This window comes from Micromonospora sp. LA-10 (assembly GCF_051853095.1).
GTDB lineage: Bacteria > Actinomycetota > Actinomycetes > Mycobacteriales > Micromonosporaceae > Micromonospora > Micromonospora echinospora_A.
On the sequence record NZ_CP195710.1, the window covers coordinates 166808 to 191358 of the forward strand.

The 24551-nt window shown below is 74.8% G+C and carries 21 protein-coding genes; 14 read left to right on the forward strand and 7 right to left on the reverse strand.

Features of this window, described 5'->3' with window-relative positions:
• Nucleotides 1-28 precede the first annotated feature (28 nt).
• Both ACSDG8_RS00755 and ACSDG8_RS00760 read right to left on the reverse strand, forming a co-directional pair.
• Nucleotides 29-3214, reverse strand: coding sequence for a penicillin acylase family protein (locus ACSDG8_RS00755; RefSeq protein WP_439427521.1), 3186 nt, complete (start codon nt 3212-3214; stop codon nt 29-31).
• Between the two features lie 260 nt (nt 3215-3474).
• Entirely contained in the window at nt 3475-4608 is a 1134-nt protein-coding gene (locus tag ACSDG8_RS00760; RefSeq protein ID WP_439427522.1) for a peptidoglycan recognition protein family protein, read from the reverse strand.
• A gap of 211 nt (nt 4609-4819) precedes the next feature.
• On the opposite strand from ACSDG8_RS00760, the gene ACSDG8_RS00765 reads away from it, so the two are divergent.
• The 9 genes from ACSDG8_RS00765 to ACSDG8_RS00805 all read left to right on the forward strand — a co-directional run bounded on the left by ACSDG8_RS00765 (nt 4820) and on the right by ACSDG8_RS00805 (nt 16721).
• Complete coding sequence (locus tag ACSDG8_RS00765; RefSeq protein WP_307856214.1) at nt 4820-5266, forward strand: thioredoxin family protein; 447 nt, start codon at nt 4820-4822, stop codon at nt 5264-5266.
• 113 nt (nt 5267-5379) lie between these two features.
• Complete coding sequence (locus tag ACSDG8_RS00770; RefSeq protein ID WP_210894502.1) at nt 5380-5820, forward strand: DUF4395 domain-containing protein; 441 nt, start codon at nt 5380-5382, stop codon at nt 5818-5820.
• 42 nt (nt 5821-5862) lie between these two features.
• Nucleotides 5863-7653 (forward strand): hypothetical protein, encoded by a 1791-nt coding sequence (locus ACSDG8_RS00775; protein WP_439427523.1) that lies wholly within the window; start codon nt 5863-5865, stop codon nt 7651-7653.
• Between the two features lie 310 nt (nt 7654-7963).
• Complete coding sequence (locus ACSDG8_RS00780) at nt 7964-9595, forward strand: serine/threonine-protein kinase (protein WP_439427524.1); 1632 nt, start codon at nt 7964-7966, stop codon at nt 9593-9595.
• A gap of 1503 nt (nt 9596-11098) precedes the next feature.
• Nucleotides 11099-11740 carry a hypothetical protein gene (locus ACSDG8_RS00785; RefSeq protein ID WP_439427525.1) on the forward strand — a complete coding sequence of 214 codons (642 nt, stop codon included), beginning with the start codon at nt 11099-11101 and terminating at the stop codon, nt 11738-11740.
• Between the two features lie 73 nt (nt 11741-11813).
• A complete protein-coding gene (locus tag ACSDG8_RS00790; RefSeq protein WP_210894496.1) occupies nt 11814-12845 on the forward strand; it encodes a mechanosensitive ion channel family protein in 1032 nt (343 codons plus the stop codon).
• Between the two features lie 205 nt (nt 12846-13050).
• Nucleotides 13051-14295, forward strand: coding sequence for an MFS transporter (locus ACSDG8_RS00795; protein WP_439427526.1), 1245 nt, complete (start codon nt 13051-13053; stop codon nt 14293-14295).
• A gap of 80 nt (nt 14296-14375) precedes the next feature.
• Nucleotides 14376-16238, forward strand: coding sequence for a transketolase (locus ACSDG8_RS00800; protein WP_439427527.1), 1863 nt, complete (start codon nt 14376-14378; stop codon nt 16236-16238).
• A gap of 93 nt (nt 16239-16331) precedes the next feature.
• Nucleotides 16332-16721, forward strand: coding sequence for a DUF2267 domain-containing protein (locus ACSDG8_RS00805; RefSeq protein WP_439427528.1), 390 nt, complete (start codon nt 16332-16334; stop codon nt 16719-16721).
• An 89-nt stretch (nt 16722-16810) separates the two neighbouring features.
• On the opposite strand, the gene ACSDG8_RS00810 is transcribed toward ACSDG8_RS00805, so the two are convergent.
• Nucleotides 16811-17209, reverse strand: a complete 399-nt coding sequence (locus ACSDG8_RS00810) for a YchJ family protein (protein ID WP_439427529.1) — start codon at nt 17207-17209, stop codon at nt 16811-16813.
• Between the two features lie 111 nt (nt 17210-17320).
• Between ACSDG8_RS00810 and ACSDG8_RS00815 the strand changes: the two genes are divergently transcribed.
• A complete protein-coding gene (locus tag ACSDG8_RS00815) occupies nt 17321-18322 on the forward strand; it encodes a phosphotransferase family protein (RefSeq protein WP_439427530.1) in 1002 nt (333 codons plus the stop codon).
• 9 nt (nt 18323-18331) lie between these two features.
• On the opposite strand, the gene ACSDG8_RS00820 is transcribed toward ACSDG8_RS00815, so the two are convergent.
• The 4 genes from ACSDG8_RS00820 to ACSDG8_RS00835 all read right to left on the reverse strand — a co-directional run bounded on the left by ACSDG8_RS00820 (nt 18332) and on the right by ACSDG8_RS00835 (nt 21545).
• Entirely contained in the window at nt 18332-18979 is a 648-nt protein-coding gene (locus ACSDG8_RS00820; RefSeq protein ID WP_210942967.1) for a class F sortase, read from the reverse strand.
• Nucleotides 18980-19053: 74 nt separating this feature from the next.
• The gene (locus tag ACSDG8_RS00825; protein WP_210894484.1) at nt 19054-19536 is read right to left on the reverse strand and encodes a hypothetical protein; all 483 of its coding nucleotides are present in this window, start codon (nt 19534-19536) and stop codon (nt 19054-19056) included.
• 240 nt (nt 19537-19776) lie between these two features.
• Complete coding sequence (locus tag ACSDG8_RS00830; RefSeq protein ID WP_210894482.1) at nt 19777-20445, reverse strand: response regulator; 669 nt, start codon at nt 20443-20445, stop codon at nt 19777-19779.
• A complete protein-coding gene (locus tag ACSDG8_RS00835; protein WP_210894480.1) occupies nt 20442-21545 on the reverse strand; it encodes a sensor histidine kinase in 1104 nt (367 codons plus the stop codon). Before ACSDG8_RS00835 ends, ACSDG8_RS00830 begins: the two co-directional genes overlap by 4 nt.
• A 169-nt stretch (nt 21546-21714) precedes the next feature.
• On the opposite strand from ACSDG8_RS00835, the gene ACSDG8_RS00840 reads away from it, so the two are divergent.
• The 4 genes from ACSDG8_RS00840 to ACSDG8_RS00855 all read left to right on the forward strand — a co-directional run bounded on the left by ACSDG8_RS00840 (nt 21715) and on the right by ACSDG8_RS00855 (nt 24549).
• Nucleotides 21715-22131, forward strand: a complete 417-nt coding sequence (locus ACSDG8_RS00840) for a DUF6069 family protein (protein ID WP_210894478.1) — start codon at nt 21715-21717, stop codon at nt 22129-22131.
• Between the two features lie 179 nt (nt 22132-22310).
• Nucleotides 22311-22718: a YciI family protein gene (locus ACSDG8_RS00845; protein ID WP_210894476.1), complete on the forward strand. Its 408-nt coding sequence runs from the start codon at nt 22311-22313 to the stop codon at nt 22716-22718.
• An 8-nt stretch (nt 22719-22726) separates the two neighbouring features.
• Complete coding sequence (locus ACSDG8_RS00850; RefSeq protein ID WP_210894817.1) at nt 22727-23881, forward strand: RNA polymerase sigma factor; 1155 nt, start codon at nt 22727-22729, stop codon at nt 23879-23881.
• Nucleotides 23878-24549 (forward strand): uridylate kinase, encoded by a 672-nt coding sequence (locus ACSDG8_RS00855; protein ID WP_210894474.1) that lies wholly within the window; start codon nt 23878-23880, stop codon nt 24547-24549. The genes ACSDG8_RS00850 and ACSDG8_RS00855 overlap by 4 nt, the downstream gene beginning before the upstream one ends.
• The last annotated feature ends 2 nt before the right edge of the window (nt 24550-24551 follow it).

Sequence of the window (24551 nt, forward strand, 5' to 3'; positions counted from 1 at the left end):
ATGACTCCCGCCGGCCGGCCGCCCGGGCTCACCGTCCGTAGACCTCGAACTCGTAGAGCGAGAAGCCGTACGAGGTGGCCCGCGTGACGCCGTACATCCGCACGTAGCGGGCGCTGACCGGCGCGAACGTCACGTTGTCGACGCCGCCGTTGCCGGTGGTGGTGCTGAACACCGGCTGCCAGGAGTTGCCGTCACCGGAGACCTCGATCCGGTAGCCGGTCGCGTACGCGGCCTCCCACCGCAGCACCGCCCGGCTGATCGTGCGGGCCGAGCCGAGGTCCACCCGCAGCCACTGGTTGTCGTTGTAGCTGCTGGCCCACCTGCTGTTGAGGCTGCCGTCGACCGCCTTCGCAGGGGTGTTGCTGGTCAGGAACTGCGTGCTGGACGCGGTGGCGGCACGACCCTGCGCCAGGTTGGTCACCGTGTCGCCCCGGCGCGCCGGGAACGACACGACCTGCTGGTACGTGGGCCGGTTCTGCCAGCCGATCAGCGGGTGGGTGATGCCGCCGAGCCCGGACTGGGCGATCGCGTCGGCGCACCACTGGTCCCCGGCCCCGCAGGACGAGTCACCGGGGTAGACGGTGGTGGCCGGGGCCGCCGCGGCCTGGCCGAGCGTGTCCAGCAGCGACTGCCGGCACGCGCCCAGGTTGCCGTTGCCGCAGTACGTGCGCCCGAGCCCGCCGGCGACCGGGTCGCCGAGCACCGCGCGCAGGTCCTTGTCGACGTAGCCCCACCAGCCGTACTGGAACGCCGAGCCCTTGTGCGCCTGCCCCTGCGACGCCCAGCTCACAGTGCCGTCGCGCGCCGCGTTCTGACCGCCCGAGGGCGACTCGTTGACCTGGAGGGCGTCGACCAGCGCGCCGTACAGGTCGGGGCCGAGGCCGGGCCGGAACTGCGCCGCGGCCAGCAGCGGCCACCAGGCGTCGAAGATCCGGATGGCGTCGGCGTGCTGGTAGACCTTCGAGCCGGGTGACGTCTCCACCCGGCGGGACCCGGCCTGCTGCCAGGCCCGCAGCTTGGTCACCGCGGCGGCCAGCGCCGGATCGGTGACCGGCGTGCTGTCCAGCACCCGCAGCAGCTCGGCGAGGACCTGCTGGCCGCGCAGGTCGGTCACCCCCGCCTCGGCGGTGATCCGGACGACGTCGGCGCGGCCGAGCTTGCGCTGGGCGATCGCGGCGCGCACCGGACCGTCGAGCAGTTGACCGCGGTGCACCGCGCCGTAGCTGAAGTTGCCGTCGGCCGCGCCGAAGTCCCGCGCCTGCTTGTTGTTCCAGCTGACGTAGTAGTCCTGGTTGACCGACTGCGGGTGGGCCGACGCCGGGGCGTAGGTGGCGTCGTTGGTGTCCGGGTTCCAGCCGACCCACTCGTACGCCGGCTCGGCCTTCATCGGCAGGTTCGGGTCGGAGGTGGAGGAGCGCACCGGGTTCGCGCCGGAGTTGTAGTACGCCGCCTCGGTCGAGTTGACGTAGAACCAGTTGAACGCGTACCCGACGTTCGCCGCGGACGCCTGGAACGCCGCCGCGCTGCCCATCGCCGCCGGGTCGTTGAACGCCTGGAAGCCGATCGCCGAGTCGGCCTCGTGGCGGTAGGTGGAGCGCAGCTTGGTGAACGCGGTCGGCTGCCCGTTCACCATGCCCCGGTAGGCGACCAGCCCGTACTTGGTGCGCAGCGCGCGCAGCGTGTACGCGCCGGCCGGGGTGGAGTCGGCGAGCGTCGGCGACCACGAGTTGCGCTTCTCCAGCACCTCCATGGCCAGGCACTGCCCACGGTAGAGGTAGCGGTTGGAGCGCAGCGTCGGCGCGGTGCCGTCGGTGGTGCACAGCGGCACCGCGTACGTGTCGGTCAGGTCCTGCGAGGCGGAGGTGGCGCTCCACGCGTAGTCCTGGCCGCGGCCGAGCAGCACGTAGAGGTTCAGCCCGGCGAACGCGGCGCCGCGCGCGCTGATCCCCGGCCCCTGGAGTTCCTGGAGCATGAGCAGCTGCGGGGCGAAGTAGCCGGTCTGCGGGCCGAACACGGCCACCGGGTTGCCGGTGGTGGTGTGCCTGCCGGAGACCACCACCGCGTTGGACATGCCGTGCGTGCGCAGGGTGGACAGGCCGCCGAGCAGGTCCTTGGTGGCGGCGCTGCTGCCGGTGCGGGCGGCGGCCCCGCCGGTGGCGTCGTACGCGAGCGGTTCGGCGGCCACGGTGCCGGCGTCGGGCAGCACCGCGCTGGTGGCGCCGGGCGGCGTCGCGCCGTACGGGAAGCTCTGCCCGTCGTGCAGCGTCAGCACGGTCTCCGGGTCGTTCTGCGAGCGGAACGCCGCCCAGACCCGGTCGCCCTCGGTGGCCCCGTACTTGGCGCGGGCCGCGACCCGGACCAGCGCGGACCGGACCTCGCTGCCGCCGCCTCCGCCGAACAGGCCGCCGATGACGCCGGCGGTGGCGATCAGGTCGGTCATGGTGAAGTGCTTGGGCTTGCCGGCGCCGGTGAGCACGTACTCGCCGGGGTAGTTGTCGTCGGCGATCGACTTGTCGATGTAGGCGTTGATGCCGGCGATGTAGTCGGCCACGTCGGTGTAGAGCTGCTGGCCCCGGGTGCCCTTGAGGCGCAGCGCGTCCACCTGGGCCTGGAGGTCCGCCTCGGTGTAGGGCGAGTTGGCCCAGACGCTCTGCTCCAGCTCCCGGTTGCCGGGGGCGCCGCCGGCGAACGAGCTGACGTTGCCGCGGCCGACGTGCCGCAGCAGGTCCATCACCCAGAGCCGGTCCTGGGCGCCGGCGTACCCGGCGCCGAACATGGTGCCGGCGCGGGTGGTGCCGGTGATGTGCGGGACGCCGGTGGCCTTGTCCCGCACGATGGTGACGTCCGAGCGCGGCGAGATCGTGCTCTCGACCTGCCCGTCGGGGACGCCGAAGGAGGCGTCGTTGTAGAAGTGGGCGATCTGCTCGTCGGTCAGCCCGGCGTAGTTGTAGACCAGGTTCGCGTACTCGTCGAGCTGGTCGCTGGAGTGCGCGGGCCGGGTGCCGAGCGCCTGGTGGGCGAGGATCGCCACGAGCGTGGCGTTGCCGTTCTGCCCGGGCGGCAGGATGTCGGCGCACTGGCCGAGGCAGTAGTCGTCGGGGGTGAACGTGGTGGCGGCGAGCGCCGGTGACGGGGGTACGACCGTCAGGACGCTCGCGGTGAGGGCGGCTGCGGTCAGCGCCGCGAGGCGGGCACGAAGGGTGGGTCGTGGCATGGCGGGGTCCTCCGGGGACGCGGAGTCGGACCGTTCGGTACGCCCGGCTGACGGCGTCTCGGCCTCCGCGCCCGGGCGTCCTGCCCGGAGGTGAGAATGACTCATATCTATCTGCGGGCAATGATCGGCGCACCACTGCCGTCCCGGATAGCCGTCGTTCACCAGTCGTCAATGCCGACGTTTCGCCGCGTTCCGCCCCGCAACGACGCGGTGGGGGTGGCGTCGTCGCCACCCCCACCGCTCTCCCCGCCGGTGCGCCGTCAGTGCTTGTGGAACGACTGGCGCACCACACCCCCCACCAGCGCGCACCAGGTGGTGGTGCTGATCTTGCCGTTGGGCGGTAGTCCGTGCAGGCGCTGGAGGTCCTTCACCGCCGTGCGGGTGGCGTGGTCGTACTCGCCGGTCTCGGTCACCTCGGCGTAGCCCTTGGAGGCGAGCATGAACTGCGCCGCGGCCACCGGGATCCCGGTGGACTTCTGGTCCAGCTCCGGGGCGAGGGTCTCCCAGGTCGGCGCGGTCAGCGTGGCGTCGACGTCGACCGGTACGCCGTTGCGCGCCTGCCAGTCCTGCACCGCCGCGACCGTTGCCGCGTCGAACACGCCGGTGACCGGCACGGTGTAGCCGCGGAACGTGAGCAGGCGCTGGGCGACCTGAACCACCGGGCCGCCGACGAAGCGCCAGATGTCCGGCCAGCGCCGCGCCGGCACGTCGCCGAGCTTGGTGCCGAGCTGCTTGAACACCGCGCGGCGCAGCGCCGGGAACTCCCGGTAGAACATCGCGCCCGGGCAGAGCGTGGCCCGGAAGTCCCAGTGGCCGAAGATGTCGTGGGCGTGCAGCCCGTACTGCCGGCAGATCGCGGCGCACAGCCGGGTGAGGGAGTCCAGCAGCTCCTCCGGCGGCGTCTCGGTGACGTAGGTGCCCTCGTTCTCGATGCCGATGGCCCGCCCGTTCTCGCCCGGGCAGTGCGCGGAGATCATCTGCCGGTCGCCGGCGCGCAGCCGGTCCAGGCTGCCGTGGCGTCCCTCCAGGACGTGGCCGCCGCGGCTCACAGTGAAGTGCTGCCCGGTGTCGGACCAGCCGTTGCCGTCCATGTGCAGGTCCTGGCAGTCGCGGGCGAGCTGCTTGGCGTGCTCCTCGGAGTAGTCGGTGACGTTCGGGAACGCCATGTGGTGCACGATGATCTTGTTGGTGGGGATCGCGCTGACCGACAGCGGGTCGGCCGGCGGGCGGGCGGCCCACTCGTCGCAGCTGATGATCCAGTCGAGGTCCGCGCCCGGCGCGGCGTGCGCGGCGGCCGGCCGGACGAGCTCGCTCCCGACGACCGCGACCGCGGCGGCGCCGAGGCCGGCCCGCAGCAGCGTACGGCGGTCCAGCTCGGGGTGGTCGAAGTGCATTCCGCCTCCTCGATGGCCCGGCCGGGGCCGGGGGATGTAAAGGAACTCCAGCAGCTGCGCGCGAGGTGGAGAATATTGCCAAGTCCGCGCGGCGCGCCAGAGGACAAAAGCGACGTTCGCCGGCCGCTCCTACCGCCGGAGTAGGCGATCTCACGTCCGCTGACCGGGACGGACCATGTCGCGTCGTGATCAGCCGTGGCAGCCTGGACCCGTGCAGTCGCCCAGCCCGACCGGGATTCTCGTGCTCGTCGCGGTGCTCGCGGCCGCCACCGCGTTCGGCTGGTGGCGCCGCCGCCACGACGGCCGGCTGCGCGCCGTCCGGAAGCGCCCATCGGACACCGACGCGCCGCACCGGGCCACCCTCACCGCCCTCGGGGTACGCCCCGGCGAGCGCACGCTGGTGCAGTTCTCCGCCCCGGTCTGCGCGCCCTGCCGGGCCGCCCGCCGGGTCCTCGCCGACGTCGCCGCCCGCCTCGACGGGGTCGCGGTACTGGAGGTCGGCGTGGACGAGCACCTCGACGCGGCCCGCGAGCTGGACGTCTGGCGTACCCCGACCGTGCTCGTGGTGGACGGCGCCGGCCGGATCGTGCGCCGGGCCGCCGGGGTGCCCGACCGCGACGAGCTGATCGCCGCGCTCACCGCCGGGGTAGCCCGATGACCGGCGTACGGCTGATCCGCCGCCGGGTGGTGGACCACGGGCGGCTCGCCACGAGCCTCTGTGCGCCGGTCCGTCCCGCCTGACCGACCGCCCCACCCGAACGGACCCACCCCATGCTGCTCGATCCCCGGGGACCGCGCTTCGCCGCCGTCCTCACCACAGTCGTCCTCGCGATCGTCCTCGTCACCGGCTCCGGGCTGCTCCTGCTCGCCCAGGCCGTCGTGTTCGCGCTCACCGCGCTCAACCCGCGCCTCGGCCCGTACGGCCTGCTGTTCCGCGCCCTTGTCGCGCCCCGGCTGGACCCGCCGGCGGAGCTGGAGCCGGTCGCGCCGGTGCGCTTCGCCCAGCTCGTCGGGCTGGGCTTCAGCGTCGTCGGCGCGGCCGGCTGGCTCGCCGGACTGCCCGCGCTCGGCCTGGCGGCCACCGGCGCGGCGCTGGCCGCCGCGTTCCTCAACGGCGCGTTCGGGCTCTGCCTCGGCTGCGAGGCGTACCTGGCGATCCGCCGCCTGGCCGGGCGGCCGCTCGCCGCCCGGGTGGCGGCGCCCCCACGCTGACCGTCCGCCCGTACGCTGGCCCCGGCGGGATGGGGGAGAGGCATGGCAGGTCGCGCACGGCTGGACCGGCGCAGCGTGCTCGTCGCGGCGGGCGGCCTTGCGGTCGCCGGGATCGGCGTGCCGGTCGGGCTGGCCGCCACGAACGACCGGCCGCCGCCGCCCGCGCCGCGCGGACGACGGCCGATCAGCATGGCGATGCACCTGCACGCCTCGTTCAGCGAGGGCGTGGCCAGCTACGCCGCCCACCTCGACCAGGCCCGGCGCAACGCCGTCGACGTGCTCTGGTGGACCGACCACGACTTCCGGGTCGCCGCCCACGACCACCGCCGGGTCGTCCACTTCGACGGCCCGGAGGAACGTGAGGGCGGCCTGGCCTGGACCTGGCAACCCGCCACCGACGGACGGCTGACCGCCTCGGCCGCCGACTTCGTGGACGTCCCCGACGCCCCCGACGGCCCCGGCCGCGCGTTGCGCCTGGCCGCCGCCGGGACCGGCACCCACTGGTACGCGGGCAAGGCGTGGAACTGGACGCACACCTCCAACATCACCGACACCACGCTGCACCTCGACGTACGCCCCGAGGCGGCCGGCCCCGACGCCACACTCACCGTGGAGATCGCGCTGTCGCACCACCCGGCCGGACCCGGCCGCCCCGCCGGGCAGCTCGTGCTGCGTTACCGCCTCGGCGGCGTCGACGCGGTCCGGCACTCCGTCGACGGTCGTTTCGGCACCGTCGAGCGGCCCGCCCCGGCCGGCGCCTGGCAGCGGCACACCTTCGAGCTGCTCGCCGACGTGCGGCGGCTCTGGCCCGATCTGGTCGCGGGCGACAACTCGCTGCGCGGGCTGCGCCTCGGCGTCACGGCATCCGGCGGCGCGCGCGGCGCGTACCTGGTGGACCGGCTCGTCTTCGACCGGGCCCGCCGCGCCGGGCAGGCCGGCGAGGAGATGCGCGCCGAGGTGCTGAGCGGCTACGACGGGGCGTACCCGGGCGTGACCCATCACCGCGCGTACGAGGTGTCCATGGTGCGGCATCTCAACTGGTTCGGCGGCGACGGCACGCTGCCGAGCTTCCCGTCCCCGCCGTACCGGGACAACGACGTGGACACCACCGAGAAGATGGTGCGGTTCCTGCACTCGCACGGCGGGGTGGTGTGCTGGAACCATCCGCTGGACACCGAACGCCGCGAATCACTGGCCCGGCTGCTGGTCAGCCGCAACGCGCTCGGCGTCGACCTGATCGAGATCGGGCGCCGGCCGGTCGAGGACTACCTCTGGGCGTACGACGTCGCGGCCCGCAACGCGATCCCGCTGACCGCCGTGGGGGTCACCGACGACCACGACGGCACCGACTGGCGGGCCGGCCGGGACCGGAACATCACCTCCGTCTGGGCGGCCTCGACCGGCCGCGACGACCTGGTCGCGGCGCTGCGCGCCGGGCAGGCGTGGTTCGCCGACCTGGCCGGCTACCGGGGCGAGCTGGACCTGGAACTCGGTGGCCGCAGCGGCATGGGCGCGCTCGCCGTGCTCACCGAGGACACCGTCACGGTGCGGCTGCGCGCCACCGACCTGCCCGCCGGGGCCACACTGGAGGTCGTCACCGGCGAGGTCGACCGGGCCGGTGTCGCGGACCCGACTCCGGCGGTCCGGGTCGGGCAGGTTCCGTGGCGGCAGTTGCGGTCGGGCTGGCACGACCAGCCGGTGCGCGTCGGCGCCGGCGCGTACGTGCGCACCCAGGTACGCGACCGCGAGGGCGAGATTGTCGGCGCCAGCAACCCGATCTGGCTGCTCCGCACCCCTCCACCGGCAGGCATCCCCCCACCCCGCCGCTTCTGACCCCGCCCCGCCCGCTTCTCCCTCCCTGCCCCCCTCACCCCGTTGATCATGAAGTTGGCGGCGGAATCAGTCCTTTTTGTCCCCGCCAACTTCATGATCGACGAGGAAGGTGGTTGCCGGGGTCTGGTACTCGTGGCGGTGTGTCCGATACCGACCACCTACCGCGCCGCGCCGTGCCGCGCGAGCGCCGGGCCGCCGACCGGCGACCGGAAGCAGCCGTTGCGCCGATGGCCGGCGGCCCCGGCCCGGTGAGAATGACCCGCGAGGCGGCATCCGAGACCCGCCCGTGGGACGCGGTGGAGTCTGTCGCATGAGCGGCTGGGAACTGTCCGGCTACACGCCGGTCCGCCGGCTCGGCGCCGGCGCGTCCGGCAGCGTCGTGCTCGCCACCCATGACCGGACCGGCACCCCGGTCGCGATCAAGTACCTGGTCCGCGACCTCGGCGCGGACTCGTCGTTCCGGACCGCCTTCCGCGCCGAGGCCCGGCTCCTCGGCGAGATCGACGACCCGCACGTCAGCCGCCTCTACGAGTACGTCGAGTCCCCGCACGGCGCGGCCATCGTGATGGAACTGGTCGACGGCGTGTCGCTGCGCCAGATGCTGCGCGCGCACGGCCCGACCACGCCCGAGGCCGCGCTCTGCGTCCTCAAGGGCTCACTCGTCGGCCTGGCCGCCGCGCACCGCCACGGCGTCGTGCACCGCGACTACAAGCCGGAGAACGTGCTCGTCACCGGCGCCGGCCTGAGCAAACTCGCCGACTTCGGCATCGCCATGCCGATCGGCGAGGGCTCCGACACCACGGTCTCCGGCACGCCCCGCTACATGGCCCCCGAGCAGTGGACCGGCGCCCCGGCCGCCCCGGCCTGCGACGTCTACGCCGCCACCGCCACGTTCTTCGAATGCCTCACCGGGCGGCCCCCGTACCAGGGACCGGACCTGCTCTCCCTGCGCGACCAGCATGCCTCCGCGCCGATCCCCGCCGAGGCGGCGCCCCCGCCGGTGCACGAACTGCTGCGTCACGGCATGGCCAAGCGCCCCGACGAGCGGCCCGAGTCCGCCGAGGCGTTCCTCGACCTGCTGGAACAGGTGGCCGGCGCCGGCTACGGCCCGGAATGGGAGGAACGCGGGCTACGCGAGTTGGGCCGCCGGGCGGCGCTGCTGGCCGCGCTGTGGCCGTTCCCCGAGCGGGCCCAGGGTGCCACCGCCGTCGCCCACACCACGGTGGCGAACACGGCGCTCGGCGCGCGCTCCGGCCGGGGCGGACTGTTCGGCAAGGGCCGTACCCGTACCGCGCTGGCCGCCGGCGCCCTGGTCGCCGCCGTCCTGGCCGGTGGCGCCGGCTACAGCTACGCCGCCAACGACGGCAGCGACGCCGCCGCCCCCACCGCCCCGGCGACCGGCGCCCCGGCCACCGCGGCGACGCCCACACCGGATCCGACCGCCGCCGAGACGCCGAGCCCGTCGCCGACACCCACCCCCTCCACCGCGTCACCGCCCGCGCCGTCGGCGACCCCGGACCCGACCGGGTCGCCGACCCGCACCGGCGCGCCCACCCCCAGCGCGTCGCGCACCACCACCGCGCCGCCGGACGTGACCGCGCCGGTCGTGGACGGGGTACGCGCCGATCCCAGCGAGCTGGACCCGAAGGGCTGCCCCTACGGCGCGAAGAGCAGCACCGTCACCGCCACCGTCACCGACGACCGCAGCGGCCCGGCCGCGCTGACCGTCAACTTCGGCTACACCCTCGACGGCGCCACCGGAACCGTGCGGATGACCGCCGCCGGCCGCGGCGTGTTCACCGGCACGCTGGGCCCGCTGTCCACACCCAGGCGCAGCGCCCGCATCCCGATCCGCGTCACCGCCGCCGACGCCGCCGGCAACACGACCACCTCGGCGTCACCGGTGTACGTGACGCTCTACCACGACTGCACCCCCGGCTAGGAGTACGACAGTGCCCGCTGCCCAGCACCGCAGCCCGTTCCGGGAACGGCCGGCGTGACCCGGCCCGACGAGCCCACCGAGGCGCTGCCGACCCGCGCCCTGCCGGTTGTCCCGCCCGGCGACGCCGAGCCGACCGTTCACTTCGTCGCGCCTCGCGTCGCCGATGCGGAGCCAACCGTTTCTCTGTCCGCGGCGCGCGCGGAGCCGACGGTGTCGCTGGTCGTGGATGGTGCGGAGCCCACGGTGCCGTTGTCGGTGGATGGTGCGGACCGGACCGTCTCCCTGTCCCCGGTGAGCGCGGAACCCACGGTGTCGTCGCCGGTGGAGGGTGCGGAGCCGACCGTGCCGATTGCCCTCGATCGCGCGGAGCCGACGGTGCCGGTGGTTGTCGATCGCGGGGAGCCGACGGTGTCTCTGGACGGTGCGGAGCCGACCGTGTCCCTCTCCGCGGTGAGCGAGGAGCCGACCATCCCACGTGAGGCCACGGCCGAGACCGGCGACGCGGAACCCACTGTCCATCTCGCCCGGCCGGAGGCGGACCGCTCGCCGGATGCCGAACCGACCGTCCACCTGAGCCCGGTCCCGCCCGAGGACGACCGCACGGCGGACCTCACCGGTCCGGCCGCATCGGCGCCGGACGCCGGGGCGCCGACCGGCGCACCGGGTCCGGCCACGGACAGCTCGCCGGATGAGGCGACCGCGGACCTCCGGTCCGGCTCGCAGAGCGAGGCGACGGCTCAGACCTCGGCCTCGGGCGATGCTGCGGGGGAGCCGACGGTGAGCCTGGGCCCGGTTCCGGGCGAGCCGACGGTGCATCTTTCCGCGTCGGGCAGCACGGCGGGGGAGGCGACAGCGCACCTGCGCCCAGCTCCGGATGAGGCGACGACGCAGCTTCGCCACGTTCCGGACAACGCGGCCGGGGAGCCGACCGGCGCCCCGGGTCGGGCCACGGACAGCTCGGCGGATGAGGCGACCGCGGACCTCCGGTCCGGCTCGCAGAGCGAGGTGACGGCTCAGACCTCGGCCTCGGGCGATGCTGCGGGGGAGCCGACGGTGAGCCTGGGCCCGGTTCCGGGTGACGCGGCAGGCGAGCCGACGGTGCATCTTTCCCCGTCGGGCGGCACGGCGGGGGAGGCGACAGCGCGCCTGCGCCCGGCCCCGGCGGAGGAGGCGACGACGCAGCTTCGCCACACCCCGGACGACGCGGCCGGGGAGCCGACGGTGAGCCTGCGTCCCGCCGTGGGCGGCCCGGACGGGGAGCCGACGGTGAGCCTGCGTCCGCTTGCACAGGGCGCGGTCGGCGAGGCGACGGTGCCTTTCCGCCAGGCTCCGGTTCCGCCCTCGCCCCCGGCTACGACCCCGACCCCGGTTCAGTCCTCGGCCCCGGTTCAGAGTCCGGCCCCGGCCCAGACCCAGGCAACTGCATCGATTCCGGCCCCGGGCACCGTGACCGGGCAGGCGACCGTGCGTCCGCGTCCGGCGCCGCCGACCAGGGGTCCGGGCGTGGAGCCGACCGTGTCGTGGCAGCCCACCGGCGTACCGCACGGGCACCAGACCGGCGGGCCGCCGACGGCGACGGGCGTCGGGGCGTACCCGGATCGGACCGTGGGCGCGCGGACGGCGAGCGGCGGCCCGGTGCCCTCGCCCGGCGGCGAACTGCGCTTCGGGCCGGGCGTGCCGGTGACGCCGCCACCCGCGCCGCCCTGGCCGACAGCGCCCCCGATCCGGCCGCGGTCGGTCTGGCGGCGTGTCATCTCCGTGGTGTCCACGCTGCTCACCGCCGCGCTGCTGCTCACGGTCGGCCTGTACCTGTGGCAGCGGCTGCGCCCGATGGAGGTCGAGCAGGTGTCGGTGGCGGCGAACCGGCCGGCCGGCGTCGCGTGCGACGTGACTGTGGACGTGGTGGCCACGGTACGGACCAACGGGCGCGCCGGAACGATCCGCTACCAGTGGTTCCGCTCGGACTCGCCGCCCGGCGCGCTGCTCACCGAGCGGGTCGGCAGCGGGCAGCACACCGCAACCCTCACGCTGAAGTGGACGTTCACCGGAGTGGGCACGACCACCGGAACGGCCACCGTCAACATCATCGAACCGGCGCCGATGCAGGCCGGCACCCGCGTCAGCTACCGCTGCCCCGGCGGCTGACCGCGTTTCCCCGCGCGCGGGTCCGGGTAGCCCCACCCGAACAAACCTGGACCATGTGCGTGGAGGCCCTTCGATGAGAGACAACTTCGGCGACGCGGTGGGCGACGCGTTCCGCTCGGTGATGCTGTTCCTGCCCAAGGCGGTCGCGTTCGTCGCCATCCTGATCGCCGGCTGGCTGATCGCCAAGGCCGTGCTGAAGCTCGTGGACAAGGTCCTTGAACGCGTCCACTTCGACCGCGCCGTCGAGCGCGGCGGCATCAAGACCGCGCTCGCCCGCTCCAAGTACGACGCCAGCGACATCGTCGCCAAGCTCGCCTACTACGGGGTGCTGCTGGTCACGCTCCAGCTCGCGTTCGGCATCTGGGGCCCCAACCCGATCTCCGACCTGATCGCCGGAGTGATCGCCTGGCTGCCCCGGGCGTTCGTCGCCATCGTCATCGTGGTGGTCGCCGCGGCCATCGCCCGTGCCGTCAAGGACATCATCTCCAGCGCGCTCGGCGGCCTTTCCTACGGCCGGGTGCTGGCGAACCTCGCCTCGGTGTTCATCCTGGGCCTCGGCGTCATCGCCGCGCTCAACCAGATCGGCGTCGCCACCACCGTCACCACCCCGGTGCTGATCGCGGTGCTCGCCACGGTGGGCGGCATCCTGGTCGTCGGCGTCGGCGGCGGCCTGATCCGGCCGATGCAGAGCCGCTGGGAGAACTGGCTGACCCGGGCCGAGGAGGAGTCGCGCACCATCGCCACCCACGCCCGCGCGTACCAGGCCGGACGCCGCGACGTGGAGGCCCGCCTGGCCGCCGCCGGCCCGTACGCGGACTCCGAGCTGACCCAGCCGGTGAGCCGGGACACCGAGGCGGACCGCACGCAGCCGGTCCCGGCGTCCGCGGCCACCCCCGCCGTGCCGACCTCGGCCGCCGCCGGGGCGGAGGCCACCGAGCCGCTGCCGTCGCAGGCGGGCGCGGAGGCCACGCAGCACATTCCGGCGTACGCGGACTCCGACCGCACCCAGCCGACCACCCCGCGTCAGCCGGCCGCCGAGCAGGCCGTGGACAACGAGGCCACGATGGTCATCCCGCAGGCCGACGTGGAGAAGTTCCGCCGCTGACCCGAACAGCAGCGACGAATCGGGGCGGGACCGCACGGTCCCGCCCCGAATTCGTGCCCGCCGGGGGACCACCCGGGCGCGTCGCCGCGGATAGGATCCGGGCATGACCTGGCGATGTTGATGCCTTACTGAGCGACGAGGCCGCGGGCCGCCGCGGACGCCGTGCATTCCGGCCGGTGTCCGTAACGTCCCGTGGGAAGGTCCCATGCTCGTCGCTCCTGCCCGCGTGCCCGCGACCCGCCGCCTGGCGGCGACGCTCTACGGGTACGCGTTCCTCACCGACCTGGTCCTGCTCTACCCGCTCTACGTGCTGCTGTTCGCCGACACCGGGTTGTCGGTCGGGCAGATCTCCTCGTTGTTCGTGCTCTGGGCGGCCGCCGGCATCGTGCTGGAGGTGCCCTCCGGGGTGTGGGCCGACGCGGTGTCGCGCCGGCTGCTGCTGTGCCTGGCGCCGCTGCTCGCCGCCGCCGGTTTCGCGCTCTGGGTGCTGCTGCCGTCCTACCCGGCGTTCGCCGTGGGTTTCCTGCTCTGGGGCGCCGGTGGCGCGCTGCGCTCGGGCGCGCTGGAGGCGCTGGTCTTCACCGAGCTGGAGCGTCTCGGCGCGGCCGACCGGTATGCCCGGCTGATCGGCCGTGCCCGCACCGCCGAGGTGCTCGGCGCCGTCGGGTCGGGGGTGCTAGCCGGGCCGGTGTACGCGCTCGGCGGCTACCTCGCGGTCGGCGCGGCCAGCGTGGCGACGTGCCTGATCGCGGCTGCTGTCGCCGCCCGCTTCCCGGAGCACCGCCCACCACCGGCCGCAGCGCCACCGCCCGCCGCCACCCCGCTCGGGCCGGGCGCGGGTGACGAGCCGGGGGAGCGGCCGGGTGACGACGAGCCCGGCTGGTTCGACAGCCTGCGCCGAGGTCTGGGCGAGGTGCGCGCCGACGGTCGCGTTCGCGCCGCCGTGCTGCTGGTCGCGGCGGTGACAGCGATCTGGGGCGGGCTGGACGAATACACCGGGCTGCTGGCCGCCGACACCGGCATGGCCGAGGTCGGCGTGCCGCTGCTGCTCCTGCTGGTGTGGGCCGGGATGACCGTGGGCGGGCTGCTCGCGCCGCTGGGCGAGCGGCTGTCCCACCGGGGGTACGCCGGCCTGCTGGTGTTCGCGGCGGGCGCGACGGCGGCCGGGGCGCTGCTGCGGCATCCGGCCGGCTTCCTGCTGCTGGCCGCCGCGTTCGCCGCGTTCCAGCTCGCCACGGTGCTCGCCGACGTGCGGCTCCAGGCCCGGATCGCCGGGTCGGCCCGGGCCACGGTCACCTCGCTGGCCGGGATGGCCACCGACCTGACCATCGTCGCCTTCTACGCCGGGTACGGGCTGCTCGCCGGCGCGGTCGGCAACCCGGCGGCCTTCGCGGTCGCGGTGCTGCCGTACCTGCTGGTGGCGCTGTGGCTGCTCACCGGACGAGCGTGAATCACCAGAAAAGGGACCAATGGTCGCGTTCGCGGCCTAGCGTGAGTCCGGAAATCGGCGACCCGGGGGAGACGATCGCGGTGACGTTGGAAGCAGAGCGCACGCTGCGCGACGAGGACCTGACCGGGCTGGCGGAGCTGGCCGCCCAGCTGCGGGTGGACGCGATCCGGTGCAGCACGACGGCCGGCTCCGGGCACCCGACATCAAGCCTCTCCGCCGCCGACCTGCTCGCCGTGCTGGTCGCCCGGCACCTGCGCTACGACTGGTCCTACCCGGGCAACCCCGGCAACGACCACCTGATCTTCTCCAAGGGGCACGCCTCGCCGCTGCTGTACGCGGTGTTCCGGGCCACCGGCGCGATCAGCGAGCAGGAGCTGCTGGAGACGTACCGGCAGACCGGGTCGCGCCTGCAGGGCCACCCCACGCCGGTGCTGCCGTGGGTGGACGTCGCCACCGGCTCGCTCGGGCAGGGCCTGCCGGTCGGCGTCGGCGTGGCGCTCGCCGTCCAGCACCTCGACCGGTCGCCCGCGCACGTCTGGGTGCTCTGCGGCGACAGCGAGACCGCCGAGGGCTCGGTGTGGGAGGCGCTGGACAAGGCCGGTCACTACGGGCTGCGCAACCTCACCGCGATCGTGGACGTCAACCGGTTCGGTCAGCGCGGCCCCACCGAGCTGGAGTGGGACCTGGACACCTACCGGCGCCGCGTCGAGGCGTTCGGCTGCCGGGCGATCGTCGTCGACGGCCACGACCTGGGCGCGATCGACGAGGCGTACGGGCAGGCGCGCGAGGCCACCGGGCCGACGGTGGTGCTGGCCCGCACGGTCAAGGGCAAAGGCGTGCCGGAGGTGGAGAACGACCCGGCCTGGCACGGCAAGGCGTTCGACCCGGAACTGGCCGACCGGGCCGTCCGGGCGCTCGGCGGCCCCCGGCGCATCCGGGTGGCCGGTCCGAAGCCACCGCCCGCGCCGCGCACCGCCGCGGCCGGGCACGGGCAGCCGGAACTGCCCCGGTACGAGCGCGGGACGAAGGTCGCCACGCGGGACGCGTACGGTGACGCGCTGCACGCCCTCGGCGCGGCCCGGCCCGACGTGGTCGCGCTCGACGGCGAGGTCAGCGACTCCACGCGGGCCGAGCGCTTCGCCGCCGCGTACCCCGATCGGTTCTTCCAGATGTTCATCGCCGAGCAGCAGCTCGCCGCCGCGGCGGTGGGCCTGGCGGTACGCGGCTACCGGCCGTTCGCGGCGACGTTCGCCGCGTTCTGGTCCCGGGCGTACGACTTCATCCGGATGGCCGGCGTGTCCCGGGCCGACATCGCGCTCGTCGGCTCGCACGCCGGGGTGGAGATCGGCCCCGACGGCCCGTCCCAGATGGGGCTGGAGGACATCGCGGCGCTGCGCGCGGTGCCCGGCTCCACGGTGCTCAGCCCGGCCGACGCGGTCTCCTGCGCGGCCCTGGTCGCCCAGATGCCCGACCACCCGGGCATCACCTACCTGCGCACCACGCGCGGCAAGTACCCGGTGCTCTACGACGACGCCGAGCCGTTCCCGATCGGCGGCAGCCGGATCGTGCGCGACGGCGGCGACGTGGCGCTGCTCGGCACCGGCGTGACGGTGCACCTCTGCCTCGCCGCCGCCGACGAGCTGACCCGCGAGGGCATCGACGCTCGCGTGATCGACATGTACTCGATCAAGCCGGTCGACCGGCAGCGCCTCGCCGAGACCGTCGTGGAGACCGGCGGGCGGCTGGTGGTGGTCGAGGACCACTACCCGGAGGGCGGGCTGGGCTCGGCCGTGCTGGAGGCGCTCGCCGACCTGGGCGAACCGGCCCGGGTCAACCACCTGGCGGTACGCGGGCTGCCCGGCTCCGGCACCCCCGCCCAGCAGCTCGACCTGGCCGGCATCGGCGTCGGCGCGATCGTCTCGGCGGCGCGGGCTCTCGCTTGAGACCGTCTTCGCCGTTGTTCGCCGAACCGCCGGCGGTGTTTGCCGGGGCCGGCGGCGGGTAGCCACGCTGCCGTTGCGACGGGAGGACCGACGATGGCCGAACCGGAGTTCTACGCGCGGGTGTCCGCCCGCGCCGGCGTGCCGGTGGAGACCGCCCGCGCGCTGACCGAGGCGACACTGCGTACGCTCGCCGAGCGGATCAGCGGCGGCGAGGCCGACGACCTGTCCGCGCACGTCGCGCACGAGCTGCGTCCGCTGCTGGCCCGCGCCCGGGTCGACGACCCCGAGGTCTTCGGGTACGACGAGTTCCTGCGCCGGGTCGCCGAGCGCTCCGGCGCGACACCGTCCGACGCCGAGCGCGGCGCCCGGGCGGTGCTGCAGGCGCTGCACCGGGTGATCGGGCCGGCCCAGTTCAACCGCGCGCTGTCCGAGCTGCCGCGCGAGATCGGCGAGCTGGCCCAGCCCACCCCACGCCCCGCTTAGCCCCGCGGCGAAAGGAAGGGACCCCTTTTAACGCCTCCGGTAGAGGAAGGGCCCCTTGTTAACACCCGGCGCTCCGCGGCAGGGCGGCGTCACTCGGGCAGCGCGTCCAGGTACACCCAGCGGCCGTCCTCGCGGGCGAAGCGGCTGTGCTCGGCCAGCACGCCCGTCCGGCCGTCCTCGCGGTAGTGCGCCCGGAACCGGACCGTCCCGGCGCTGTCGAACAGCCCGCCCTGGCCGGTCTCCAGGATCTCCAGCCGCAGCCAGCGGGTGCCCGGGTCCAGCTCCAGCCGCGCCGGCCGGGTCGTCGAGTGCCAGCTGTGGCGCAGGTACGCGGCGTCGCCGAGCGCGAACGCGGTGAACCGGGACCGCATCAGCGCCTCCGCGGTCGCCGCCGTCGCCTGCCCGGAGTGCACCGGGGCGCAGCAGTCCGCGTACGGCCGGCCGGTGCCGCACGGGCAGGCCGTCGTCCGTTCACCCCGTTTCGCCATGCCACGATTCTTCCAAGCGTCCGGGAGCTGTTAAGAAGGGGCCCTTCCTCTACCGGAGGCGTTAAAAGGGGGCCCTTCCTTGAGCCTCGGACGCACTACGCTTTCTGCACCATGAGTGTGAGTCCTACTCAGCGTGTCCTCGATCCCGCGCAGGTCCGCCACTATTTGACCGCCTCGCTCGGGCCCGGCGCTGAGGTGGAGAGCTGCGGCCCGCTCTCCGGTGGCGGCTTCGCCGCCGTCTGGTGGGTACGCCTGGCCGACGGGCGGGACGTGGTGCTCAAGGTCGGCCCGCCGCCGCACGTGCCGCTGCTGCGCTACGAGCGGGACATGATCGGCGCGGAGGCGCACTACCTGCGCCTGGTGGCGGCGCGGGCGCCAGCGGTTCCGGCCCCGGCGTTGCTGCACCACGGCCGCCACCCGGAGCTGGGCGACTGGCTGCTCATGGCCCGGCTACCAGGTCGTACCCTCTGGGACCTGACGCAGGCCGGCGCGGACGTCGGGCCGCTGCGCGCCGAGTTCGGCCTCGCGTTGACCGCGTTGCACGCCGTCACCGGCGAGCGGTACGGCTACGACGGCGACCGGGCGCACGGTGCTACCTGGCGGGACGCCTACACCGCCATGGTCGACGACATGCTCGCCGACGCCGCCGACTGGGCGGTGCCGCTGCCGGTGCCCGCGTCCCGGGTCCGTGAGCTGGTGGCGCGGCACGCGGCGGTGCTCGACGCGGTACGCCGCCCGGCGCTGCTGCACTTCGACGGCTGGGCCGGCAACGTGCTCGCCGTCGACGGGCCGGACGGCGAGCCGCGCCTGAGCGGGCTGGTCGACGGCGAGCGTTACCTGTGGGGCGACCCGCTGATGGACCTGGTGTCGCCGCTGCTGTTCCGCCGCGTCGAGGACGAGCCGGGCGACGCGCTGGTGCGCGCGTACCGGACGGTGGCGCCGTTCCCGCTCGACGCCGGGGTCCGGCGGCGGCTCGGCCTCTACCGGCTGTATCTCTACCTGCTGATGACCGTCGAGATGCCCAGCCGCAACATCACCGTCGACAACGACCCGGGCCGGGTGGAGTTGCTGGCGAAGCTGCTCGGCGCGGAGCTGGACGACCTGGCGGGCTGAGCGGCCGGGTCAGCGGGCGGCGGTGGCGAAGACCACGATGTTGTCCGGGTAGCTGCCGGTCCCCGGGTCGAACCGCCCGCCACACGTGATCAACCGCAGCCGCGGCGCCGCGTCGCCGCCGTAGACCCGCGCCGTGGGGAAGCGCTCCTTGGGGTACGCCCCGACACCGTCCACAGTGAACGTGGCGGTCCGGCCGTCGGCGCGCAACACCCGGATCGTGTCGCCGGGGCGCAGCCGGCCGAGGTCGAAGAAGACCGCCGGGCCGTGCTGCGAGTCGACGTGCCCGACCAGCACCGCGTTGCCGGCCTGGCCGGGCGCGGGACCGGGGTGGTACCAGCCGGTGACCTCCGGTCGTTCCAGCGGCGGCACCTCCAGCGCGCCGTCGGCGTCGGTGGCCACCGGCACTATCTCGGCGTCGACGGCGATGCGGGGGATGGTGACGCGCACCGGCGCGGATCGGGGCAGCGCCGCTCCGGCGGCGCCGGGGCGCTCGGTGGCGGGCGCGGCGGACGCGCCGGGCTGCGGTGGTGTCGTCGACGTGCTGCCGAGCCCGGCCGAGACCAGTCCGGCGCCGGTGGCGGCGGCCACCGTGACGGCGCTGACCACCACGGCGGTGCGCAGCCGGGACCGGCCGCCGTGCTGCGACGAGGACAGGATGCCACCTCCGTCCGACAGGGACGCGCCGCCCGCGCCGGATCACTCCGGCGCGGGCGACCGCTCGGCTGGACCGGTCAGGCCGCGGCGCCGGCCCGGCGTCGACGGACGACCGCGTACGCGCCGCCGGCGAGCGCCCCGGCGGCCAGCACGCCGCCGGCGATCAGCACCCCGGTGTCGCCGTCGCGTCCGCCGCCACCGGCCTGCGCGCCGCCGATCGGGGTGACGGCGAACGTGGCGCTGCCGCCGTCGCTGCCGTCGCCGCAGGTGGTGGCGACGGTGTACGTGCCGAGCGTGAACCCGGCGGTGAACAGTTCGGCGCTCAGGCCACCGCCCGCGGCGGCCGTGGTGGACCGGACGTTCTGGTCCCGGTCCGGGCCGGTGACCCGGAAGATCGCGTCACCGGCGTTCGGGTTGCACGTGGTGGTCAGCACGACGGTGCCGCCGACCGGTGTGGTGGCGGGTGAGACTCTGGTGTCCGCCAGCGCGGCGGCCGGGAGCAGCAGTGCGCCGAGGCCCACGCCGAACGCCGCCGATCCGAGAAATGACTGTGCCTTCATCCGCGTCTTCCTTCACTTTTCGTCCGCTGTAGGCGTGGGACGTCGTTCGGGTGGCCAACTCCGTGACGAGCACCGGTGTGGCCAACACTAAGAGGGTTGCGGCGGTCACTGGGGGTAATTGAGAAATCTTCGTTGCCGTCCGGTGTGCTCCCTGCCGCCACCGGAGGGTGGACATGCCGGGCCAGGCCGGACGGCGTGCCGTCCCGCTTCGGCGCGTCTGCGCCCGCTGTCCGGTTCGCCCTACCGGACCGGTGGTTCCGGCCGGACCAGCCCGGTGTCGTACGCGAGCACCACCGCCTGGATCCGGTCGCGCAGGCCGAGCTTGGTGAGGATCGCCGAGACGTGCGTCTTCACGGTGGCGGTGCTCAGGTGCAGCCGGGCGGCGATCTCCGCATTGGACAGTGCCCGTGCGGTGAGCGTCAGCACCTCCCGTTCGCGGGCGGTCAGCGCGGCGAGCGCGTCACCGGTGGGCGCGGGCGAGGGCAGCCGGTCGGCGTACCGGTCCAGCAGCCGCCGGGTCACCGTCGGCGCGAGCAGCGCCTCGCCGCGGGCCACCACGCGTACCGCCTCGGCGAGGTCGGCGGGGCGGGTGTCCTTGAGCAGGAACGCGCTGGCCCCGGCGCGCAGCGCGGCGTAGACGTGCTCGTCCAGGTCGAACGTGGTCAGCATGACCACCCGGGCCGGGTTGCCGGCGGCCACCAGGTCCCGGGTGGCGGCGATGCCGTCGCGCCGGGGCATCCGGACGTCCATCAGCACCACGTCCGGCCGCGTACGCGTCGCCACGTCCACCGCCTCGACGCCGTCGGCGGCCTCGCCGACCACGCTCAGGTCGGGCCGCGCGTCGAGGACGGTGCGCAGCCCGGCGCGGATCAGCTCCTGGTCGTCGGCGACCACCACCCGCACGGTCACCGGGCCGCCCCGATCGGCAGTCGCGCGTGGACCCGGAACCCGCCGGCCGGCAACGGGCCGGCGTCGAGCGTGCCGCCGAGCAGCCGGGCCCGCTCCCGCATGCCGACGATGCCGCGCCCGGTGGGCGTGCCGGGCCGGCGGGCGGGCGCCGGGCCGTCGTTGACGACCTCCAGCCGCAGTACGCCGTCGCGGTAGTGGACGTCCACGTCGGCGCGGGTGGCGTGCCCGTGGCGCAGCGCGTTCGTCAGCGACTCCTGCACGATCCGGTACGCCGACAGCTGCACCCCGCCGGGTAGCGCCTCGCCGTCGCCCTCGCGGTGCAGCGTCACCGGCAGGCCGACCGCGCGCACCGCGTCGGCGAGCGCGTCGAGCTGCGCCAGTCCTGGCTGCGGTCCGTCCGGTTCGGACCCGTCGTCGAGGGCGAGCGCATGCAGCATGGCCCGAAGTTCGGTGAGCGCCGAGCGGGCCGCCGTGTCGATCGCGGCGAGCGCGGCCCGCGCCTGTGCCGGGTGTTCGTCGAACACGTCCTCGGCGGCGGCGGCCTGCACCGCGATGACCGCGACGTGGTGCGCCACCACGTCGTGCAGTTCCCGGGAGATGCGTTCCCGCTCGGCCGCCAGCACGTGCCGTTCCCACGCGCAGCGTCGTTGCGCCTGAGCCCGCTGCAACTCGCCCAGCGTCCAGGCCAGGCCCAGCGCGATCACCGCGAGCAGCAGGTCCCGCCAGCCGCCGGTGACCAGCTTCCACGGCGTGGGCGCCAGCAGCAGCCCGAGCGCGACGAGCGAGTACCGGGGCGGGCGCAGCCGGGCCACGTACGCCAACGGCACCGCGACCAGGCCGAGCCAACCGAGCTGCGGGCAGAGCGCCTCCAGGCCGACCCCTGCCAGCGCGGCGACGCCGACGGCGTACCCCGGGTGGCGCCGGATCCACAGCAGACAGCTCGCCTGCGCCACCGCGAGGCCGACCGCGACGGCGGTCGCGCCGGTCGTGTCCGGTCCGGCGTCGGAGGCCAGCAGCGCGAGCAGGCACACGGCGAGGCTCACGGTGGCGATGCCGCCGTCGAGCAGCAGCAGGAACCAGGGCCGGGGCGCGCACTTCATGTCCGGATGCTAGGCCGCCGGGTCACCGCTTCTCATCGGTCGCCAGACGGAGATCCGGGCCGGTGGTCGTTCCGGCGACGGAGCCGGGAACCGCTCCGCGGCCCGATCCGCGCGGCGGCCCGCCGGACCTAGCGTTTCCGGCAGTCGTCCCGATGTGGAGGAGTCACCGATGGAGACCACGTTCCCGACCGTCGCCGCCCGCCCGAATCGCCGCCGGGACCGCCTGCTGACGGTGCTCGCGGCCGCTGCGGCCCCCCTGCTGGGCTGGCTGGTCGCGGTGCCGCTGGCCGGGGTGGACCTGGTCGCGCGAACCGGCTCGACCGACCAGCGGGTGACGCCGGTGGCCGTCGTGGTGAGCGCGCTGCTCGCCGGGCTGGCCGGCTGGGCGCTGCTGGCCCTGCTGGAGCGGCTCACCGCCCGCGCCCGGACGGTCTGGACGGTGGTCGCGGGCCTGGTGCTGCTGGTGTCCCTGCTCGGACCGCTGGGCGGGGCAGTCGGCGCGGCGGCGAGGCTGACGCTGGTGGCGTTTCACCTGCTCGCGGGTGCGGTGCTGATCACCGGCCTGCGTCGCACCGCCGCCGGTTGACGGGCCGGGCCGCCGCGACGGGGGCAGGCGGCCCGGCCCACCAGAGCTAGCCTCCTAGGATGCCCTACGCGATGTGACGGCGGAAATTTCTCCGCCACCGATGTCGAGAACGGACAGGCAGCTTCGTCCCCGGGGTGAACGCGGCCAGAATGGGTCGCACCCTCCACGAGGAGACACCGATGAAGTACCTGCTCCTGAAGCACTACCGCGGCGGCCCGACCCCGGTCACCGACATGCCGATGATCGACAAATGGACGCCGGAGGAGATCTCCGCGCACGTGCGCTACATGCAGGAGTTCGCGGCCCGGCTCCAGGAGAGCGGTGAGTACGTCGACGGCCAGGCGCTCGCCCCGGAGGGCACGTTCGTCCGCTACGACGGCGAGGGACGCCCGCCGGTCACCGACGGCCCGTTCGCCGAGACGAAGGACCTCATCGCCGGCTGGATGGTGATCGACGTGGACAGCTACGAGCGCGCGCTCGAACTGGCCGGGGAGCTGTCGGCCGCGCCCGGGCAGGGCGGCAAGCCGATCCACGAGTGGCTGGAGCTGCGCCCGTTCCTGACCGGGCCGCCCACCATCACCGAGTGACAGTTCCGATGGACGAGGTCGCGCTGCGCAGCCTCACCCCGGGTGTGCTCGGTGTCCTCGTCCGCCGCGGAGCAGACTTCGCGGCGGCCGAGGACGCGGTGCAGGACGCGCTGGTCGAGGCGCTGCGCACCTGGTCGGCCGACCCGCCCCGCGACCCGTTGGGCTGGCTGGTCACAGTGGCCTGGCGGCGGTTCCTGGACGCGGCCCGCGCCGACGCCGCCCGGCGCCGTCGCGAGAACGTCGTCGAGGAGGAGCCGCCGCCCGGCCCGGTGTCCGCCGTGGACGACACGCTCCAGCTCTACTTCCTCTGCGCGCATCCGTCGCTGAGCCCGTCGTCGGCCGTCGCGTTGACGCTGCGCGCCGTCGGCGGGCTCACCACCCGGCAGATCGCGCAGGCGTACCTGGTGCCGGAGGCCACCATGGCGCAGCGGATCAGCCGGGCCAAACGCACCGTCTCCGGGGTCCGCTTCGACCAGCCCGGTGACGTCGCCACCGTGCTGCGCGTGCTGTACCTGGTGTTCAACGAGGGCTACTCCGGCGACGTGGACCTGGCCGCCGAGGCGATCCGGCTGACCCGCCAGCTCGCCGCCGCCATCGACCACCCGGAGGTGGCGGGGCTGCTCGCGCTCATGCTGCTGCACCACGCCCGCCGGGCCGGGCGGACCGCGCCCGACGGCAGCCTGGTGCCGCTGGCCGAGCAGGACCGCCACCGGTGGGACACCGCGCTGATCGCCGAGGGCGTCGGCGTCCTGCAGACCGCGCTGTCCCGCGACCGGCTCGGCGAGTTCCAGGCCCAGGCCGCGATAGCGGCCCTGCACGCCGACGCGCCCACCGCCGCCGAGACCGACTGGGTGCAGATCGTCGAGTGGTACGACGAACTGGTCCGCCTGACCGGCAGCCCGATCGCCCGCCTCAACCGGGCGGTCGCGGTCGGCGAGGCGGACGGCCCGCGCGCCGGGCTGGCGGCGCTCGCGGCGCTGGACGACACGCTGCCCCGGCACGCGGCGGTGGCCGCCTACCTGCACGAACGCGACGGCGACCCGGACCGGGCGGCCGCGCTGTACGCGGAGGCGGCCCGTCGCGCGTCCAGCCTCGCCGAACGCGACCACCTGAACCGGCAGGCGGCCCGCCTCAACAACCGCCCGCCGGGGGCGCGCGGATGAGCGGGAGGCGGGCGCAGGTGCTGGCCCGCCTCGCCGACGACCTCGCCGTACGCCGCCCGCCGCACCCGCTGCGGGTCGCCGTCGACGGCCCGGACGCGGCGGGCAAGACCCGGCTGGCCGACGACCTGGCCGAGGTGCTGGGCGCGCGGCGGTCGGTGCTCCGGGTCAGCGTGGACGGATTCCACCGGCCCGCCGCGGTCCGCCGCGCCCGGGGCCCGCTGTCGCCGGATGGCTACTACCGGGACGCCTTCGACCACGAGACGCTGGTGGCACGGGTGCTGCGCCCGCTCGGACCCGGCGGTGACCGGCGGTACCTGCCGGCGGCGTACGACCTGCGCGCCGAGGCGCCGGTCACGGCGGAGCCGGTGACCGCGCCGTCCGACGCAGTGCTGCTCGCCGACGGGGTGTTCCTGCTCCGGCCGGAGCTGCGGGCGCACTGGGACGTGACCGTGTACCTGCACGTCGAACCCGCCGAGACGCTGCGCCGGGCACTGATCCGTGACCTCGGCGTGTTTGGCTCGGCCGAGGAGGTGCGCCGCCGGTACCGGGCGCGCTACCTGCCGGGGCAGGAGCTCTACCGGGCCGAGGCGAACCCGGCCCGGCAGGCGGACGTGGTGCTCGACCTGGCCGACCCGCTCGCGCCGGTGGTGCTCACCTGGCGGCGGTGAAA

What these genes read in the sequence shown, in the direction of transcription:
- ACSDG8_RS00755 (WP_439427521.1), bottom strand. Translation starts at nt 3,214, where the DNA reads ATGCCACGACCCACCCTTCGTGCCCGCCTCGCGGCGCTGACCGCAGCC.
- ACSDG8_RS00760 (WP_439427522.1), bottom strand. Translation starts at nt 4,608, where the DNA reads ATGCACTTCGACCACCCCGAGCTGGACCGCCGTACGCTGCTGCGGGCC.
- ACSDG8_RS00770 (WP_210894502.1), top strand. Translation starts at nt 5,380, where the DNA reads ATGCTGCTCGATCCCCGGGGACCGCGCTTCGCCGCCGTCCTCACCACA.
- ACSDG8_RS00775 (WP_439427523.1), top strand. Translation starts at nt 5,863, where the DNA reads ATGGCAGGTCGCGCACGGCTGGACCGGCGCAGCGTGCTCGTCGCGGCG.
- ACSDG8_RS00780 (WP_439427524.1), top strand. Translation starts at nt 7,964, where the DNA reads ATGAGCGGCTGGGAACTGTCCGGCTACACGCCGGTCCGCCGGCTCGGC.
- ACSDG8_RS00790 (WP_210894496.1), top strand. Translation starts at nt 11,814, where the DNA reads ATGAGAGACAACTTCGGCGACGCGGTGGGCGACGCGTTCCGCTCGGTG.
- ACSDG8_RS00795 (WP_439427526.1), top strand. Translation starts at nt 13,051, where the DNA reads ATGCTCGTCGCTCCTGCCCGCGTGCCCGCGACCCGCCGCCTGGCGGCG.
- ACSDG8_RS00805 (WP_439427528.1), top strand. Translation starts at nt 16,332, where the DNA reads ATGGCCGAACCGGAGTTCTACGCGCGGGTGTCCGCCCGCGCCGGCGTG.
- ACSDG8_RS00810 (WP_439427529.1), bottom strand. Translation starts at nt 17,209, where the DNA reads ATGGCGAAACGGGGTGAACGGACGACGGCCTGCCCGTGCGGCACCGGC.
- ACSDG8_RS00815 (WP_439427530.1), top strand. Translation starts at nt 17,321, where the DNA reads ATGAGTGTGAGTCCTACTCAGCGTGTCCTCGATCCCGCGCAGGTCCGC.
- ACSDG8_RS00825 (WP_210894484.1), bottom strand. Translation starts at nt 19,536, where the DNA reads ATGAAGGCACAGTCATTTCTCGGATCGGCGGCGTTCGGCGTGGGCCTC.
- ACSDG8_RS00835 (WP_210894480.1), bottom strand. Translation starts at nt 21,545, where the DNA reads ATGAAGTGCGCGCCCCGGCCCTGGTTCCTGCTGCTGCTCGACGGCGGC.
- ACSDG8_RS00840 (WP_210894478.1), top strand. Translation starts at nt 21,715, where the DNA reads ATGGAGACCACGTTCCCGACCGTCGCCGCCCGCCCGAATCGCCGCCGG.
- ACSDG8_RS00845 (WP_210894476.1), top strand. Translation starts at nt 22,311, where the DNA reads ATGAAGTACCTGCTCCTGAAGCACTACCGCGGCGGCCCGACCCCGGTC.
- ACSDG8_RS00850 (WP_210894817.1), top strand. Translation starts at nt 22,727, where the DNA reads ATGGACGAGGTCGCGCTGCGCAGCCTCACCCCGGGTGTGCTCGGTGTC.
- ACSDG8_RS00855 (WP_210894474.1), top strand. Translation starts at nt 23,878, where the DNA reads ATGAGCGGGAGGCGGGCGCAGGTGCTGGCCCGCCTCGCCGACGACCTC.